The organism is Alcanivorax sp. 97CO-5, from assembly GCF_000524665.1.
In the GTDB taxonomy this organism is placed as follows: Bacteria; Pseudomonadota; Gammaproteobacteria; order Pseudomonadales; family Alcanivoracaceae; genus Alcanivorax; species Alcanivorax borkumensis.
The window spans coordinates 22,063-37,736 of the sequence record NZ_KI965880.1; the positions used below are offsets into that span (position 1 = coordinate 22,063).

General features: G+C 54.7%; 16 protein-coding genes. 7 read left to right on the forward strand and 9 right to left on the reverse strand.

The annotated features are described in order from the left end of the window. Window positions 1-12 precede the first annotated feature (12 nt). The 9 genes from Y017_RS04020 to Y017_RS04060 form a co-directional block, all read right to left on the reverse strand. Entirely contained in the window at window positions 13-666 is a 654-nt protein-coding gene (locus Y017_RS04020) for a class I SAM-dependent methyltransferase (protein WP_035459121.1), read from the reverse strand. Continuing rightward, on the reverse strand, window positions 659-1,372 hold the full coding sequence (locus Y017_RS04025; protein ID WP_051428697.1) for a lipopolysaccharide kinase InaA family protein: 714 nt from the start codon (window positions 1,370-1,372) through the stop codon (window positions 659-661). The genes Y017_RS04020 and Y017_RS04025 overlap by 8 nt, the downstream gene beginning before the upstream one ends. A gap of 248 nt (window positions 1,373-1,620) precedes the next feature. Then, on the reverse strand, window positions 1,621-2,628 hold the full coding sequence (locus Y017_RS04030; protein WP_035459123.1) for a DUF2333 family protein: 1,008 nt from the start codon (window positions 2,626-2,628) through the stop codon (window positions 1,621-1,623). 25 nt (window positions 2,629-2,653) lie between these two features. Then, the gene (locus Y017_RS04035) at window positions 2,654-3,997 is read right to left on the reverse strand and encodes an ATP-binding protein (protein WP_035459126.1); all 1,344 of its coding nucleotides are present in this window, start codon (window positions 3,995-3,997) and stop codon (window positions 2,654-2,656) included. After that, window positions 3,994-4,659 (reverse strand): response regulator transcription factor, encoded by a 666-nt coding sequence (locus Y017_RS04040; RefSeq protein ID WP_011589280.1) that lies wholly within the window; start codon window positions 4,657-4,659, stop codon window positions 3,994-3,996. The genes Y017_RS04035 and Y017_RS04040 overlap by 4 nt, the downstream gene beginning before the upstream one ends. After that, window positions 4,640-5,545 (reverse strand): FAD:protein FMN transferase, encoded by a 906-nt coding sequence (locus Y017_RS04045; RefSeq protein WP_051428698.1) that lies wholly within the window; start codon window positions 5,543-5,545, stop codon window positions 4,640-4,642. Before Y017_RS04045 ends, Y017_RS04040 begins: the two co-directional genes overlap by 20 nt. A gap of 19 nt (window positions 5,546-5,564) precedes the next feature. Next, window positions 5,565-6,821, reverse strand: coding sequence for a DUF3570 domain-containing protein (locus Y017_RS04050; RefSeq protein WP_035459220.1), 1,257 nt, complete (start codon window positions 6,819-6,821; stop codon window positions 5,565-5,567). Between the two features lie 10 nt (window positions 6,822-6,831). Further along, window positions 6,832-7,062 carry a DUF4266 domain-containing protein gene (locus tag Y017_RS04055; RefSeq protein ID WP_011589284.1) on the reverse strand — a complete coding sequence of 77 codons (231 nt, stop codon included), beginning with the start codon at window positions 7,060-7,062 and terminating at the stop codon, window positions 6,832-6,834. After that, window positions 7,059-7,502, reverse strand: a complete 444-nt coding sequence (locus Y017_RS04060; RefSeq protein ID WP_011589285.1) for a TlpA disulfide reductase family protein — start codon at window positions 7,500-7,502, stop codon at window positions 7,059-7,061. Before Y017_RS04060 ends, Y017_RS04055 begins: the two co-directional genes overlap by 4 nt. Window positions 7,503-7,652: 150 nt before the next feature. Between Y017_RS04060 and dsbD the strand changes: the two genes are divergently transcribed. The 7 genes from dsbD (at window position 7,653) to dusB (ending at window position 15,644) form a co-directional block, all read left to right on the forward strand. Next, entirely contained in the window at window positions 7,653-9,533 is a 1,881-nt protein-coding gene (gene dsbD / locus Y017_RS04065; protein ID WP_035459127.1) for a protein-disulfide reductase DsbD, read from the forward strand. A gap of 280 nt (window positions 9,534-9,813) precedes the next feature. Beyond that, the gene (aroQ, locus tag Y017_RS04070) at window positions 9,814-10,254 is read left to right on the forward strand and encodes a type II 3-dehydroquinate dehydratase (protein WP_035459222.1); all 441 of its coding nucleotides are present in this window, start codon (window positions 9,814-9,816) and stop codon (window positions 10,252-10,254) included. Between the two features lie 2 nt (window positions 10,255-10,256). Beyond that, window positions 10,257-10,709 (forward strand): acetyl-CoA carboxylase biotin carboxyl carrier protein, encoded by a 453-nt coding sequence (gene accB / locus Y017_RS04075; RefSeq protein WP_011589288.1) that lies wholly within the window; start codon window positions 10,257-10,259, stop codon window positions 10,707-10,709. Window positions 10,710-10,721: 12 nt separating this feature from the next. Continuing rightward, entirely contained in the window at window positions 10,722-12,068 is a 1,347-nt protein-coding gene (gene accC / locus Y017_RS04080) for an acetyl-CoA carboxylase biotin carboxylase subunit (RefSeq protein WP_011589289.1), read from the forward strand. A 159-nt stretch (window positions 12,069-12,227) separates the two neighbouring features. Further along, on the forward strand, window positions 12,228-13,109 hold the full coding sequence (gene prmA, locus Y017_RS04085) for a 50S ribosomal protein L11 methyltransferase (protein ID WP_035459129.1): 882 nt from the start codon (window positions 12,228-12,230) through the stop codon (window positions 13,107-13,109). A 170-nt stretch (window positions 13,110-13,279) separates the two neighbouring features. Further along, on the forward strand, window positions 13,280-14,485 hold the full coding sequence (locus tag Y017_RS04090; protein WP_035459132.1) for a zinc-ribbon and DUF3426 domain-containing protein: 1,206 nt from the start codon (window positions 13,280-13,282) through the stop codon (window positions 14,483-14,485). Between the two features lie 118 nt (window positions 14,486-14,603). After that, on the forward strand, window positions 14,604-15,644 hold the full coding sequence (gene dusB, locus Y017_RS04095) for a tRNA dihydrouridine synthase DusB (protein WP_011589292.1): 1,041 nt from the start codon (window positions 14,604-14,606) through the stop codon (window positions 15,642-15,644). Window positions 15,645-15,674: the final 30 nt, after the last annotated feature.

Genomic DNA, 15,674 nt, shown 5'->3' on the forward strand with positions numbered 1-15,674 from the left:
CAAATCTGCCACTTACCGATTATTCACTCGAACAAAGTACGCCATGTGCAAGGCATGAAATAAGCGTCGTTGGGCCACATCCTTTGCCAGAATAAACCCCAACGGCTCAAGCATGGATTTTAGCTCCCTGAGAGTTGTATGATTTTGTCGGCTACTATGGCCGGTGAGACGATATTTTAACCAGCGTTTCACTCCTGTATACGACCAAGGAGACAGATAGGAAATCAATAAGTGCTGGTCACTCACCCGAGCCAGTTCCCGCAATAACTTTTCACGAACCCTGGCATCTGAAAAGTGATGGATCAAGCGAAAACAGACCACCAATTTGAATGCTCTTCGCTCCCAAGGCATGGAAAAAATATCGCCTTCTTTTACCTCAACTGAAAAACCATTATCGATAAGCAATTGCCGGGTAAAATCTACGGCCGCCGCCCCCATATCTATAGCTGACACCTGCCAGCCCTGCTGGACCATCCAGAGGCTAAGGCGTCCCGCACCGCAAGGAGCATCCAGCACACAAGCCCCGGCAGGAAGCTCCGGCATAGAACGCTCTACCAGAGCCATTTCAGCAGCATGCTTGCCCGGTTTTCTGTTGGCATATTTTAGAACGGCTTGTTCATCCATCTTGACCCGATCACGGGATATAACAGCAACATCATCAGACATTTCGAGGGTCTCTTGGTAATGAAAAAACAGGGGCATTCCGGCGTCCAGCACTCTCATACAGCTCATGCAAATGAGCTCGAATGGCTGGGGTAAGAAAATCGCTGCGACGCAGCAATTGAGAAAAATCCGAACGGGCAGCAGCGCCCATACTCAAGCGCTTACGGAAGCGCTCAAGATCTAGCAGCATGATCTTCAACGTTACCGGATGTACCAACACATGAGCCGGGTAACAGGCGCCATGCTGCCAGCGCTGACGGTGCAACCGGCGCAGCACACGCAACAAGCGCATCATAACGATAGTCAGTTGCGTAGCGTTATGCTTGCGAGCGAATACTGCCAAATCGATATAATCCGGTGGCGCTAGAGTCACCAATATTGCAGCATCAGCTCGTTCGCCATAATAAAGACAATCCACCACCGGAATAGCCGCAGATTTTAGGCGCTGTAACGCCAAAAATTCGTGGAAATACGTAGGGCGCTTCTGCCAAAACTGTTGGGGCAGGCGGCGACGTTGATTCTGTTGACGCTTTACATAAACCCACTGCCCGGTATCAAGCTGATGGCGGGTCACGCCACTCCAGCCTCCACGACGATAATTCGGCGCCTCCACCCAGTCACAGGGCAACGACCACATGGCATCAAATTCCGTCAAGGCATTGCGAGCTAACACGCTGTGCCATGACGGAGCAATAAAAGTAAGGGTCACACTGCCTCCTCTGACCAATTAACAGGCTCAACAGGAAGGCTAAAAGTAAGAGCTTAAGAGAGGCTTAATCAGGAGAAAAAATCATGGAGCGAATTCTATTTATCTTAAATAGGCAATGTATCAGTCATTGCTGATGGCAGAAATAAAGAGGCCGCGCCCAGCTCTTTGGGCGCGGCCTCTACGTTGCGTAATGGCAACAACAATCTTCACGTCACTTCAATTATCCCATTATTAAATCTCGATTCTTCTTAGCCTTCCTGCAACAACTTACGCAGGTCGATCAAGGCAGCATTGGCCCGTGATACATAGTTCGCCATCACTAGAGAATGGTTAGCTAACATGCCAAAACCATCACCATTAAGAATCAAAGGGCTCCATATAGTTTCTTGGGTAGCCTCAAGCTCACGAACCATTTGCCGGAAACTGATGGTCGCATTTTTCTTACGAAGCACATCCGCGAAATCCACTTCCGCACCACGCATTAACTGGGTTAGTGCCCAGGTCGCACCCCGCGCTTCGTAAAAGGCATCATCAATGTCTAACCAAGGGGTTTTAATAAAATCTTCGTCTTTCTCAGGCTTGGCCGCTACGATGGTGCCGTCCTTGTCAACATTGAGCTGGCTGCGACCAACACTCTGGCTTAGCGTCAAGCTCAAGGACCCTAGCCGATTTTGCACCTCGTTCAGCCAATAATTCAGGTTATCCGCCCGGGCATAGAATTTACCGTCATTTTCATTGGCATCTGTGAGGCGATCCAAGTAACGCTCTAGCGCCTTGATGCCCCGGCGATACTCACTTTCAGTGGCCGGCATGGCCCAGCTTTGCGCATCAAAATTGAATTGAGGCTCAGCAATAGCCAGGTCCTTGTCTTCCTGACTCTGGGACTGGGAACGGCTCATATCCCGGCGTAATACGCGGCTAAAATCACGCACCTGTACCAGCACGCCATATTCCCAGGCTGGCATATTATCCAGCCACAGGCGGTGCGGAAGGATGTCATTGGTCAGGTAGCCGCCAGGCTTAGACAAGAGTGTATCGGCCACGAAAATCAGCTCTCGAGTGGTAGTTTCACCCCGAACCACATCCGCTTTCGGCGTTACCTTCTTCAGCTCCGGCTCTTGGCTCCAGTACCAACCAAGCAAAATATCCACCAGTAGCAACAAGCCGAGCAACCAAAGCACCCCTTTCCATATTCGGTTATTACGGGGGTCCAGCATGGCATCCCCCAGTTTTTCATTAAATTTATCGTTACTCATTATCACTCCCAACATCGGCACACCACTACGACAGCGTAGGCTCTTCATTAGCGGCAGGGAGAACAACAATAGCAGCTGCAGGAGAGCTCGCACACCGTTTGCGATAAGCCAAGCTACCGCCATAAAGGCTGAGGATGCCATTGACAATAGATAGACCCAATCCCGCGCCATCTGAATCGCAATGCCCGCGGCTGAAGCGTTCACTGTAGCGCTGCCACTGCTCTAGCCTCAGCCCTTCACCGCTATCGTAGACCTCGATACGGATTTGACCTTCTCTTTTCTCAGCGTTCACTCCGATAACCCCCGGGGGGGTATAGCGGCAAGCATTATCGACCAAGTTCCGTAACACCAGATGCAGAGCTTCCTCGGGGACAGCAACCCATAGAGAATGATCAAGGCGCAATTCCAGATGCTGCTCAAAACGATCGCCTAGCGGCACCAGTGACGCCAGGGTATCCCGTGCCACCGGCAGAATATCAGCACGAGCATTCTTTTTCGGCGGCCCCATGGCAGGGTCCAAACGCGCCAGCACCAGCAATTGTTCGAGCATCCGTTCGGCACGACCCACTGCCTCCTGCAGCCTTTGTAGGGACTCTTCGCGCTGCTGCGGATCCGGCAGTGAGCGAGCGTTATCTGCATGCAGCCGCAACACCATCAATAATGTTCGCAATTCATGCGCAGCATCTGCCGTAAAACGCTTTTCACGCTCCATACCCGCCTCCAGTCGCAGCAAGAGCTCATTGATGGCGGCCTTCACAGGTTCCAGTTCACGCACCTGCTTACCGGTGGAGAGCGGAGTCAGATTATCCGGAGAACGTTGGCTCACGGATCGAATAAGATCGGAGAGTGGCGAGAGTCCAAAACGAATGGCCAGCCATACTAGCAACACAACAAAAGGCACACTGATCAGGTAGGGAGCCACCAATGCTCCTGCCACATTTCTGACCATGGATTGACGGGCGTAATCACTTTCCGCCAGGATCAACCAGCGATCATTGGTCATTGGCAACGAATAAGCATGCCAGCCGTTGATTTCTGCATAATGAGGACGTGGATTGAGGGCGATCAAAGGTGAGATTGGTGACCCTTCACTAGCAGTAACCAGCTTGCCGTCCTGCCATAACTGGTAGATGAAATAGCGTAGGTAGCGAGACTCTTCGGAGTCCAGCGCTGACAGGGACGCATTGGGGGGATAACCATCCCGCCAAAAACCGGCCAGCAGACGTGCACTTTGCACCAGCTCTGCGTCGTATTGTTCATCCAGCTCATGATAGAGAGTGCGATAAGTCAAAAAGACCAATAAGACCCCGCCACCGGCGATCACCAGCAACAGTGATACAACCAGAAAGCGACGAATGGAAAAAATCATTCCATAGTTCCCTGCAGGCTGTAGCCGACACCACGCACAGTCCGAATCAAGTCGCTTCCCAACTTTTTACGCAAATGATGTATGTGGACTTCCAGTGCGTTGCTTTCTACATCCTCATTCCAGCCATACAACCCACCCTCCAGTTGATCTCTGGTGAGAACTCGACCCCGATGGCGCAACAGCTGCATCAACAGGCTCATCTCCCGCCGCGACAGATTTACCAGCTCGCCGCGACGAGTGACGATAAAACGCACAGGATCAATCTCCAGCTCACCGAGATGAAGCGTCTCTGAGCCAGGCGGTTCACGACGCCGTAATCGGGCACGAATCCGCGCAATCATCTCCACAGCGGAGAACGGTTTCACCAGATAATCATCGGCGCCACAATCCAAGCCCCCGATGCGGTCTTCCAGTGCATCTCTGGCACTAATAATGATTACCGGGATCTGTTTGTCCTTTTGCCGCAAGATTTTCAAGGCATCAATACCATCCAGCCCGGGCAGTCCCAGATCCAGCAACACCAGTTGAAAACCTCCGCCCTCCAGAGCCGGCATCAACAGATCACCCCGATCGATATGATCCACCGTATAGCCTTCAGCCCGGAGCGCACGTTGCAGGCCATCTGCTAGCAGCACATCATTCTCAACCAGCAATAGGCGCATCATTCCCCCATTGAATCCAATATTGTACACCTGCCCCTCGCAACAGGGTTTCAGCGTCTTTTCCCTGTAGCAGAGCAAGCGTAGACAACAGACCAGCCTGAGTACATTGGCGCCCATATACGGTAACAGCACGAGGCGCACCGGATACCGGCCAGCCACTGCGCGGATCCAGCACATGGCTATAACGGACACCATCACGAAGTAAAAAACGGCGGCTATCACCGCTAGTCGCCAGCGCACCGGTGGTGAACTGCAACTGCCCGGCAACAGGCTTGGCTGTACCCTCCATACCCACCTGCCAGGGTGCCTGCGCAGCACGCGCGACTAGGTCACCCCCAAAATTCACCAGTACATCCGCATCGGTAAATTGGCCGGCCAATTGAAAGGCACTGTCCACTGCATATTCTTTACCAATGCCACCTAAATCCAGTTCCATCCCCGCCTGTAAGCGAATTTTTCCTGGCTGCCGTTCGACCTTGTTCCAACCCACCAATGATAATAAGGCGTCAACCTGCTCAGGTTTCGGTAACCGATTAGAACCATCAAAGTGCCAGGCACGTCGTAATACGCCCGAAGTGATGTCAAAAGCACCGTCACTGAGCTGCCAACATTGACCGGCGAAATCCAGTAACCGGGCGCTCTCATCATCAATATCCACCCAGCGCCCATCTCCAGCATTGATGGCCGCCATCAAATTGTCTTGCCGAAAACGGGAGTATTTTCTTTCGATTCGCCAGGCCTCCTCGGTCACACACTCAAACAGTGCCAGTGCCTGGCTTTTACTGACTCCGCGCACCAAACATTCACAATGACTTGCCATGGCAGAAAAACGGCCGCGCCAAAGGGCGCCGTCCTGTTCCAGGGTAAATGCTTTCCCCTGTGTCATAGAGACTCCACCGCAACGACTACCAGTAGAATGTATACCCGACCTGCGTGATCAGTGCATCGAGTTCCGAAGCATCACTGTCGCCGCTCTGCTGGAAACTTTCTACCCGGAAACTCCATTGCTGGTTGTTTTTCCATTGCTTGCCAAGCTTGACGCCATAGGTGGTATCAGTGAGATTCCCCAGCCGGTAATCCGCCGATACTTCATCCAACGTATTCAGATCTGCAGCGCTAACCGATTCACGGTAAAAATCAGCTTCGCCCTGCTCATACCAACGCACATGGGGTTGCAGAAACCAGCCATTGTCAAACTGAAAGCGATATTTCACATCCAGAGTATGTGATGTAATGCCCCAGTCGTCAGACATAAAACGATACCCCACCGCCAACACATCGCGGTTGAAGTGATAACGGTTCTCCCAGTAAAGCGCATTCTTGGTGCGCGAATCGGGGCGCAACTCGAAAATATGGGCATCACCCACGCCAATATCTGCTGCACCAAAGCTTTCCGCTTCCAGCGGATCCCCATTAGCATCTACTACCGTGACAATCTTGTAAGGGTCTGTCTGGTAACCGTCCGATATCGACACGCTGTAATTGAGTTGCATCAGCCAGTTACGGTTGATCACCTGGGTAATCCCAAACAACAGATCATTTATAGTTCGATCTTCAGTGCCGTCACTTTTTTGTTGATTACTCTGGAACGTCAAACCAATCGGTACACCGCCCACCGGGTCTATGGTGTCCGCCTCATGGGCTAGGCCGAATGTGAGCGTGGTGTTTTTATTGTTCAAATCCCATAAGAGTCCAGCATTTAAGCCCAAAGAAGTAAAATCATATTCATTGGAGAAATTCATCCCCGCCGTCCATCGCATAGTCCGGCTAAATGGACGGGTATACTGCATGTTTGCGGCAACACGCGTGTCCTTGAAGGAGTCATCCAACGGCACCTCATTGGTGGCCTGATATTCCTGTGAACCAGACGGGGAAGTAAACGTCTGCGGCTTATCCGATTTGATCGCCCCGTTATGGGATGCACCAGTTAACGAATCCAGCGTCAGTTTCAGTTCAAGCTCGCTGTCATCACCAAACTGTTTCTTGCCGCGAACCACTGGCTCCACCGCCGTGACACGATCTTGCTCCGCGTAATACAACACGGCGGAATCAAATTGCCAGGCATCATCTGCGGGCTGTGCCTGTACCGGCTGGCCCAGCAGAGCACAGGTCGCAGCGGCCAGGCCACTCCCAATCGTCTTCCCATCCAGTTTTTTTTTCATTACGCCTTCCTCAATTACAGCCACAGCCACCGCCACCAAATCCACGCCCACCGCTGGAGGCTTCCTTGCTAAAATAGATGTGATCATCCAGCGCATCATCGAGACCATCCGCAGCACCCATCGTCATTACTGGTTTGGCCAACAAATCACGCTCCCAGGGTTGCACCCCCAGGTTCTGGCACCCGGACACACAGCCCACAGTGATCAGAAACACGGGTATTCCCAACGCAAATTTCATCATTGCTCCTCCAGCAGCTGGACGATTTCTTGCTCGTAGGCGTCCTTATTTGTTTCCATAAAACCGATATGACGGGCTAGCGCGTTCCCGCGCTCATCCATCAGCACGGCACTGGGCATCCCTTGAAGCTGATAGCGGCTTGCCAGCTCCCCTTGTGGGTCAAACACCAACGGGAAAGTGGCCGGGTAATTGGCCAGAAACTTCTCTGCATCCTCTTTGCGCAGGTCCAAATTCACACCGATGATGGTGAACCCACGATCTCCATATTTCGCCTGCATCCGATTCAGCCAAGGAAACGAGCGCCGGCAAGGCACGCACCAGCTGGCCCAAAAGTCTACGTAAATGACTTTTGCTTCCCCGACCTGCTCGGGGGAAAATGGCAACGGTTCCGCATGAGCCAGCCAGGGGATGACCAGCAGGGCAAGCACCCGTAGAAAGCGCATAGGCTTCTCCTTGATATTGAGACCACAGCCTCCTACCGGCGCCTTAAAGTAACCTTAAGGCACTGTTAATAATCTGCCCTGAAACTTATCGGCTATCCTGGCATCCAAGCGATGCCACCATTTTTGGGTTCGGGGTTTGAGGAGAAAGGAATGCATACAAGCTGGCAACGACTGGGGCTTGCTCTATTAATGCTATTTACAGTGTCCACAGCCATTGCGCAGGATCTATTCGGCGACCAAGAACGCCTGCCCACCGTGGATGAAGCCATTCAGCTAGTACCTGATGCCGACTGGGACAACCAGCAACTGCGACTGGATTTCGAGCTGATCGATGATGTTTATCTCTATCAACACCGTTTCGGGTTCACCCTACGTGACACCAACGGCAATGTGATTAACGACTTTGCCGAACTGATACTGCCCCCCGGGAAGCCCAAAACCGACGAGATATTCGGTGATGTAGAAGTCTATTTCGACCGTTTGAAGTTCTCGCTTCCTTTGAATAGCGTGCCGCTAGTGGATACCGAACTGGAAGTACGCTATCAAGGCTGCATTGAAGATACTCTCTGCTACCCGCCCACCCGCAAAGTGTTTGCATTCGACAATCCGCAACCGGCAAAAAAGCCCATGGCCGCGGTGCCACCCGCGGCCACTGACTCCACCGCCGGCCCGGGTTTTCTCGATACACTACGGTCTGAGGACGCCAACGCCTTCAACCAGTGGATGAACGAACAACCCCTTGGTTTAATCATCGGCCTCTTCTTTGTGGGCGGGCTGCTGCTGGCCTTTACCCCCTGCGTGTTTCCCATGGTCCCCATTCTCTCCGGTATCATTGCCGGCGAGAAAGAGCCCAGCGCCACACGGGGCTTTACTCTCAGTGTCAGCTATGTGTTGGGTATGGCCGTGCCGTACACTTTGGCAGGCTTATTGGTGGCACTTTTTGGCGCCGGCCTGAACCTGCAATTCATGCTGCAACAACCCGCGGCCATCATTACTTCAGTAGCGGTATTTGTCGTACTGGCCCTGTCCATGTTTGGTCTGTATGAACTGCAGCTACCTGCGGCCTTGCGTAACAAGCTCCATCAACCTGGCCAAGAAGCCCGCGGCAGCCTGATCGGCGCCGCCATCATGGGCACCATTTCGGCCTTGGTCGTCTCCCCTTGTGTTACCCCCATCCTAGCCGGCGCGTTGATCTATGTTGCCGCTAGTGGCGACGCGGCCACCGGCGCGGCTTCCCTGTTCGCCCTATCCATTGGCATGGGCCTACCATTGATTATCTTTGGCACCGGTGGCGGCAGCTTGCTTCCCCGTGCTGGCATGTGGATGGAAGAGATCAAACGGTTCTTCGGCGTAGTGATGCTAGGCGTCGCCATCTGGCTGCTGGACCGCATCATCAGTGACACTATTACCCTGGGCCTCTATGGCTTGTTGTTAACCGTGTATGGCATCCAGCTGGGGGCATTGGAGCCTGCCGGTGAAGGCGCTGCCCGGCTCAAGCGGGGCTTGGCTCTGGTACTGGCTCTGTACGGGGCGGTGATGATTGTCGGCGCCTTGAGTGGCGGCAAGGACCCTCTGCAACCGTTAGCGCAGATGAATCAGCCAGCCACGAACAACGGCCCCCTCCACGTTAGCGCCCCCTCCTCCCAGCCTGGCGATCATGGTCCCTGGCAGACCATCGTTGGCAAGGCCTCCCTGGAGCAGGCACTGGCCACGTCTCGTCAAGCCAACAAGCCCGTGCTGGTAGATTTCTTCGCTGAGTGGTGCGTGGCTTGCAAGGTCCTGGAAGAGACCACATTGAGTCACCCGGATGTGCTTAATGCCATGCTCGGCTTTGACCTCTACCGGGTGGATATCACCGAAATCAACGCCGACAGCCAGGCCATCATGGAGCAGTACAACATTCTTGGGTTGCCGGCACTGGTGTTTTTCACCCCCATAAGCACTGAAATTCCCGATTCAAGAGTCCTCGGCGAAATGGGGCCACAACGGTTTATTGAACACCTTAACAAGCGGGTCCTGCCTAGGCTTTAATGCCGCGCCAATATAGAAAGGGGCGCGCGCGCGCCCTTCGCTGCAAACGCCCCGCGGGTCACGCTCCTACCGCGAGCGGTTGCGCCTCCCACCTAAGCAAATAACCTGAAAGAGTGCCGATATCCCGATATCTTCCCGCAACTTGTAACGAATGTTGTAAACCCCTTTTTTCTGTCATAGATTCCCCCTAATATTGCATTTGTATGAGAAAACCCAAGTTAACCTGGGTTTTTCCAGCATGATCACTGCAAATAACGACAAATTCGCGAGGGGACCCATTTTGGCTTCCATTTTGGTGTTACATGGCCCAAACCTGAACCTGCTCGGCACACGCGAGCCGGACAAGTACGGCCATACCACCCTGGCGGACATCAACCAGCAACTGCAGGAACAGGCCAGCAAAGCCGGCCATCACCTGCAGCACCTGCAAAGCAACGCAGAATATGAGCTGGTCGAATGCATTCACGATGCCCATACCGAGGGGGTCGACTTCATTATTATCAACCCGGCGGCTTTCACCCATACCAGCGTGGCGCTACGTGACGCCCTGCTAGCGGTGAACATTCCCTTTATTGAAGTGCACCTATCCAACGTGCATGCCCGGGAAACCTTCCGCCACCATTCCTTTTTTTCTGATATTGCCAAGGGCGTTATTTGCGGCCTCGGCGCCATTGGCTATGCGCTGGCGTTAACCGCTTCTCTCGAACAACTGGATGACTGAACATGGATATTCGCAAAATCAAGAAACTGATTGAGCTGCTGGAAGAGTCCGGCATTGAAGAGCTGGAGATTTGTGAAGGGGAAGAGTCCGTGCGCATCAGTCGCGGCTCTCGTCAACCGGCAGCACCCGCACATTACTATGCGGCCCCGCAGGCTCCCGCTCCCGCTCCGGCACCTGTTCCCGCAGCCGAAGCGCCCGCCGCGCAGGATAATACTCCAAGCGGCCACCTGGTTCGCTCGCCCATGGTCGGCACCTTCTATCGTTCACCGTCGCCAGGCGCCTCGGCCTTCGCCCAAGTAGGCCAAAAGGTTCAAGCTGGCGATGTGCTGTGTATCGTGGAAGCCATGAAGATGATGAACCAGATTGAGGCGGACAAGTCCGGCACTCTGGATGCCATTTTGGTTGAAGACGGCGAGCCGGTTGAATTCGACCAGCCTCTGTTCTCCATCGTTTAACGGAGGCTTCCCATGCTGGAAAAGGTCGTCATTGCCAACCGCGGCGAGATTGCTCTACGGATTCTGCGCGCCTGCAAAGAGCTAGGCATTCGTACCGTAGCGGTTTACTCGAAACCGGACCGGGATCTAATGCATGTTCGTCTTGCTGACGAAGCCGTGTGCATTGGTCCCGCTTCATCCGCCGATTCATACTTGAACATTCCCGCGCTGATCAGCGCCGCCGAAGTGACCGATGCCGACGCCATTCACCCAGGCTATGGCTTTCTGGCGGAAAATGCAGACTTTGCTGAAAGCGTAGAACGCTCCGGCTTCACCTTTATCGGCCCCAAGGCAGACACTATTCGCCTGATGGGCAATAAGGTAGCCGCCATTGAAGCCATGAAAAAAGCGGGTGTGCCCACCGTACCGGGCTCCAACGGCCCCATCGGCGACGATGATGAAGCCTCACTGGCCATGGCCGAACAAATCGGCTACCCGGTGATCATCAAGGCCGCAGCAGGCGGCGGCGGGCGCGGCATGCGTGTGGTTGATGAAGCAAAACAGCTGCTAAACGCCATCACCCTGACCCGCTCCGAAGCGAAAAATGCCTTTGGCGACGCCACCGTCTACATGGAGAAATTCCTGCAGCAACCACGCCACGTGGAAGTGCAAGTGCTGGCCGATGGTGCCGGCCATGCAATTCACTTAGGCGACCGTGATTGCTCCTTGCAGCGCCGTCACCAGAAGGTGGTGGAAGAAGCTCCGGCACCCGGAATCCCTCAGCATCTAAAAGAAGAAGTCGCCGAGCGCTGCGTTAACGCCTGTAAAGAAATCAATTACCGGGGTGCGGGCACCTTCGAATTTCTCTACGAGAATGAAGGCTTCTACTTCATCGAAATGAATACCCGTGTACAGGTAGAACACCCCGTGACCGAAATGGTTACCGGGGTGGATATTGTCAAGGAACAATTGCGTATCGCCGGCGGTGAAGGCCTGCAAATCCAGCAGTCCGATGTACAATTCCAGGGCCATGCCATTGAGGTTCGCGTCAACGCAGAAGACCCGGTACGGTTTACCCCCTGCCCGGGCAAAGTCACCTACTTCCACGCCCCCGGTGGCAATGGCGTACGAGTCGATTCCCACATCTACAGTGGTTACACTGTTCCGCCATACTACGACTCCCTGATCGGCAAGCTGATCACTTGGGGGGAAAATCGCGAGACCGCCTTCTCCCGTATGAAAAATGCGCTGGACGAAATTGTCGTGGAAGGCATCAAAACCAATATTGCCCTGCACCGCGACAAAATCTTCAAGGACGAGGCCTTCATTAAAGGCGGCGTGGACATTCACCACCTAGAAAAGAAACTCGGGACACACTAAAAGCCGTTGATAGTGAATTGATCGCTATTATCGTTAACGGTTACCATCCCCCTGATGGCCGCGCCCAGCGTTTGGGCGCGGCCTCTTGCGTTACAGACACTACAAAGTTACCCCCTCGCACTTTTAACGGTTAACTCTCAACTAGAGCGAAGCGACAACATGGCCTGGCTTCAACTCCACCTTGCCACCACCGAACAGCACGCCGATGCCTTTCAGGCTGCACTGGAAAACCTCGGTGCCGTGGCCGTGACCCTCACCGACGGTGCCGACCAACCTGTGTTCGAACCGCCGCCGGGCACTCGCCCGCTATGGCAGAATACGGTGGTCAGCGCCCTGTTCGAGCAGAACCATACCCCGGAGCAGATTCTTAACGCCCTCACAGCCCAAGGACTAGAAGCACAAGCCAGCCACCACGAAACCTTGGAAGATCAGGCCTGGGAGCGGGCCTGGATGGATGATTTTTCACCCATGCAATTCGGTGAACGGCTGTGGATCATTCCTAGCTGGAGCGAAGCCCCGGACCCAGCGGCGGTCAACTTGAAGCTAGACCCAGGCCTAGCCTTCGGCACCGGCACCCATGAAACCACTGCCCTGTGCCTACAATGGCTGGATAGCACCGACCTGCACAACAAAACCGTACTCGACTTCGGTTGTGGCTCTGGAGTACTGGCCATCGCCGCTCTGCTGCTGGGCGCCGGCGATACCACCGGCACCGATATTGACCCTCAAGCGTTGATCGCCAGTCATGACAATGCCCACAACAATGGCGTAGCCGAATCTCTAACCCTGTTCCTGCCCGAACAAATGCCCCAAGATTATCAGTGTGACATTCTGGTGGCCAACATACTCGCCGGGCCGCTGGTTGAGCTCTCCGAGTTACTAGCCCGTTACTGCCGGGCCGGCGGCAAACTGGCCCTGTCTGGCATTCTTGCTGAACAAGCAGATAGCGTACGCACTGCCTACGAGCCTTGGTTTGAACTCAACCCCACCACCCAACAAGGTGACTGGGTGCGCATCGACGGGGTACGGCGGGCCCGCTAAAACCAGACTTTCAAAAGAAACTGAGTGACAAGTCCTTGCGGCTTGTCCTGCTTTTTCTGTAAAACATACCTAAATCATCTGCATGCGATGCTCGGATTGCTTCGTTGCCCGAACCCCAAAGCGTGCAACGTGCCACCTCTCTTCCTCCAATAACAATTCAGGCGAAAGCCATGGCCAGCCAATACAAAACCCGCTGCCCCCATTGTGCAGCCCAGTTCAAGATCACCGATGAACATTTGAAACAGGCGCGCGGTGCGGTTCGGTGCGGCTCATGCTTGCAGATTTTTCAGGCCAGCGATTACCTGATCGATCCTGCCGACGCCCAGCAGCAGCCCCAAAAAAATCGCTGGGCTGGCGCGCTGGACGGGGCCGACGTTGACAACAACCTGCCCAAAAATACTCAGACATTAGCCGATGACGATGACGATGCCGAGAGCCTGAGCATTCACGGGATGGAGCTCAGTGACTCATTCATGAATGTAGATGTAGAGGACACCGACCTCGGACTAGGCGAAGATTTCACCGACATGCAAGGCGCAGGCCGCGCCAACCACCATGAAAATGCGGATGAATCCTGGGCCGAAGCCCTACTGCAAGAATTGGAAGAAGACGAGCCAGCTGCTGCCAATACCACGTATGGAGCCCCTCCATCACCCGGGACAGCCGCCAGCCACTCACCGCCACCAAAGCAGCAGACACCTAACGCTCCCAGCACAAAAACCAGCGAACAGTCACCGTCTCTATCAGAAGACGACGATAACAGCCTATTTGTCGGGCTGGATCTGTTTGCTGATGACCATTATGAAAAACCAAGCTCCTCGGGCAAACCGGTTCACGAACGCCACACTCATTTCCGCCAGCAGCGGGACTGGGGCGAGCTGATTAAATGGACGTCCCTCTCGGGGATCGCCTTAGTGACATTGATTGGCCAGTACACCTTCTTCAACTTCGACGATCTGGCTCGCAGCCCACAATGGCGGCCCTTGTACCAACAGGCCTGCGGGATACTTGGCTGCCAACTACCGAGTCGCTCCGACATCACCAAGGTGCGCGGCACCAACCTAGTGGTTCGCAGCCACCCGAACTATGCCAATGCGCTGATTGTTGACGCCATCCTGTTTAATGAAGCCAAGTACCCACAACCTTTCCCGGAACTGGAACTGAGCTTTAGCACCTTGAATGGCCGCCCTGTAGCCAGCCGCCGCTTTTTCCCCAAGGAATACCTGCAAGGAGAGCTACACGGCATGGGCATCATGCCCACACGCACGCCATTGCATATTTCTTTGGAAATTGTGGATCCGGGCGAGCAGGCCGTGAGCTACAACCTTCGCCTGCTGCCGCCCCCCCAAGGCGGAGAACAGCTCTCCCAGCGCTAGCCGGCACCATCGCCAGCGCAAAATCGACAGCCCGTCGCCTGATGGCAGACGGGCCTTTCATCCCTAGCCTCCGATCTCTATCATTGTTCCCCCTCTTAGACACCCCAAGCCCGGCGCCATGCAGATCGGACCCTATAACCTGCCGAACTCCTTGATTCTAGCCCCCATGGCCGGCGTCACGGACCGCCCATTCCGGCGCTTGTGCAGAGACCTGGGGGCCGGCCTGCTGGTGTCGGAAATGGTGACCTCGGACACCCGTCTGTGGAACTCTCGAAAGTCTCGCCAGCGGTTAGACCATAGCGGCGAACCAGGCCCCATCTCGGTACAGATCGCCGGCGGAGAGCCGGCAATGCTGGCAGAGGCGGCCCGCGCCAACGTGGAGCATGGCGCCCAGATTATTGACATCAATATGGGCTGCCCGGCGAAAAAAGTGTGCAAACGCGCCGCGGGGTCTGCCCTGCTGGCCGACCCAGACCTAGTCGCGCGCATCCTCGATGCAGTGACTCAGGCGGTAAATGTCCCCGTTACCCTGAAAATCCGTACCGGCCCTGATCGCGATCAGCGCAATGCCATCGACATTGCCCGCATCGCCGAAACTGCGGGCATTCAAGCCCTTGCCATTCACGGGCGCACCCGCGCCGACAAGTTCAACGGTGACGCCGAATACGCCACTATCAAACAGGTGGTGGATGCGGTGAACATTCCGATCATGGCCAATGGAGACGTGGATAGCCCGGAAAAAGCCAAACGGGTACTGGAATCCACCGGCGCCGATGGTATCATGATCGGCCGCGCTGCTCAGGGTAACCCGTGGATCTTCCGGGACACCCTGTATTACCTCGAGCACGGCTCGCTGCCCGCAGCGCCGTTAGTAACGGAAGTCCATGATTGCGTGCAACAGCACCTGTACGAACTGCATGATTTTTATGGTGAGTTCATGGGGGTACGTATCGCACGCAAGCACCTGGGCTGGTACACACAGAACCTGCCCAATGGGGAAGACTTCCGGCGCGGGTTTAACACACTGGAAAATGCCACCGATCAACGCGTGGCAATCGAGCAGTTTTTCCAACAGATAAGCGCCACTACCGACCGAGTTCGCTTCGGTCGTTATGGCGAGGTGTCTGCCCGGAAGAAAAACGGAGCCCTGGCCGCATGACCCTTTCTTCAGTTAACACAGCCGCTGCAC

What these genes read in the sequence shown, in the direction of transcription:
- dsbD (WP_035459127.1), top strand. Translation starts at nt 7,653, where the DNA reads ATGCATACAAGCTGGCAACGACTGGGGCTTGCTCTATTAATGCTATTT.
- accB (WP_011589288.1), top strand. Translation starts at nt 10,257, where the DNA reads ATGGATATTCGCAAAATCAAGAAACTGATTGAGCTGCTGGAAGAGTCC.
- Y017_RS04060 (WP_011589285.1), bottom strand. Translation starts at nt 7,502, where the DNA reads ATGCGCTTTCTACGGGTGCTTGCCCTGCTGGTCATCCCCTGGCTGGCT.
- prmA (WP_035459129.1), top strand. Translation starts at nt 12,228, where the DNA reads ATGGCCTGGCTTCAACTCCACCTTGCCACCACCGAACAGCACGCCGAT.
- accC (WP_011589289.1), top strand. Translation starts at nt 10,722, where the DNA reads ATGCTGGAAAAGGTCGTCATTGCCAACCGCGGCGAGATTGCTCTACGG.
- Y017_RS04035 (WP_035459126.1), bottom strand. Translation starts at nt 3,997, where the DNA reads ATGATTTTTTCCATTCGTCGCTTTCTGGTTGTATCACTGTTGCTGGTG.
- Y017_RS04040 (WP_011589280.1), bottom strand. Translation starts at nt 4,659, where the DNA reads ATGCGCCTATTGCTGGTTGAGAATGATGTGCTGCTAGCAGATGGCCTG.
- Y017_RS04045 (WP_051428698.1), bottom strand. Translation starts at nt 5,545, where the DNA reads ATGACACAGGGGAAAGCATTTACCCTGGAACAGGACGGCGCCCTTTGG.
- Y017_RS04055 (WP_011589284.1), bottom strand. Translation starts at nt 7,062, where the DNA reads ATGATGAAATTTGCGTTGGGAATACCCGTGTTTCTGATCACTGTGGGC.
- Y017_RS04050 (WP_035459220.1), bottom strand. Translation starts at nt 6,821, where the DNA reads ATGAAAAAAAAACTGGATGGGAAGACGATTGGGAGTGGCCTGGCCGCT.
- Y017_RS04090 (WP_035459132.1), top strand. Translation starts at nt 13,280, where the DNA reads ATGGCCAGCCAATACAAAACCCGCTGCCCCCATTGTGCAGCCCAGTTC.
- Y017_RS04030 (WP_035459123.1), bottom strand. Translation starts at nt 2,628, where the DNA reads ATGAGTAACGATAAATTTAATGAAAAACTGGGGGATGCCATGCTGGAC.
- dusB (WP_011589292.1), top strand. Translation starts at nt 14,604, where the DNA reads ATGCAGATCGGACCCTATAACCTGCCGAACTCCTTGATTCTAGCCCCC.
- Y017_RS04020 (WP_035459121.1), bottom strand. Translation starts at nt 666, where the DNA reads ATGTCTGATGATGTTGCTGTTATATCCCGTGATCGGGTCAAGATGGAT.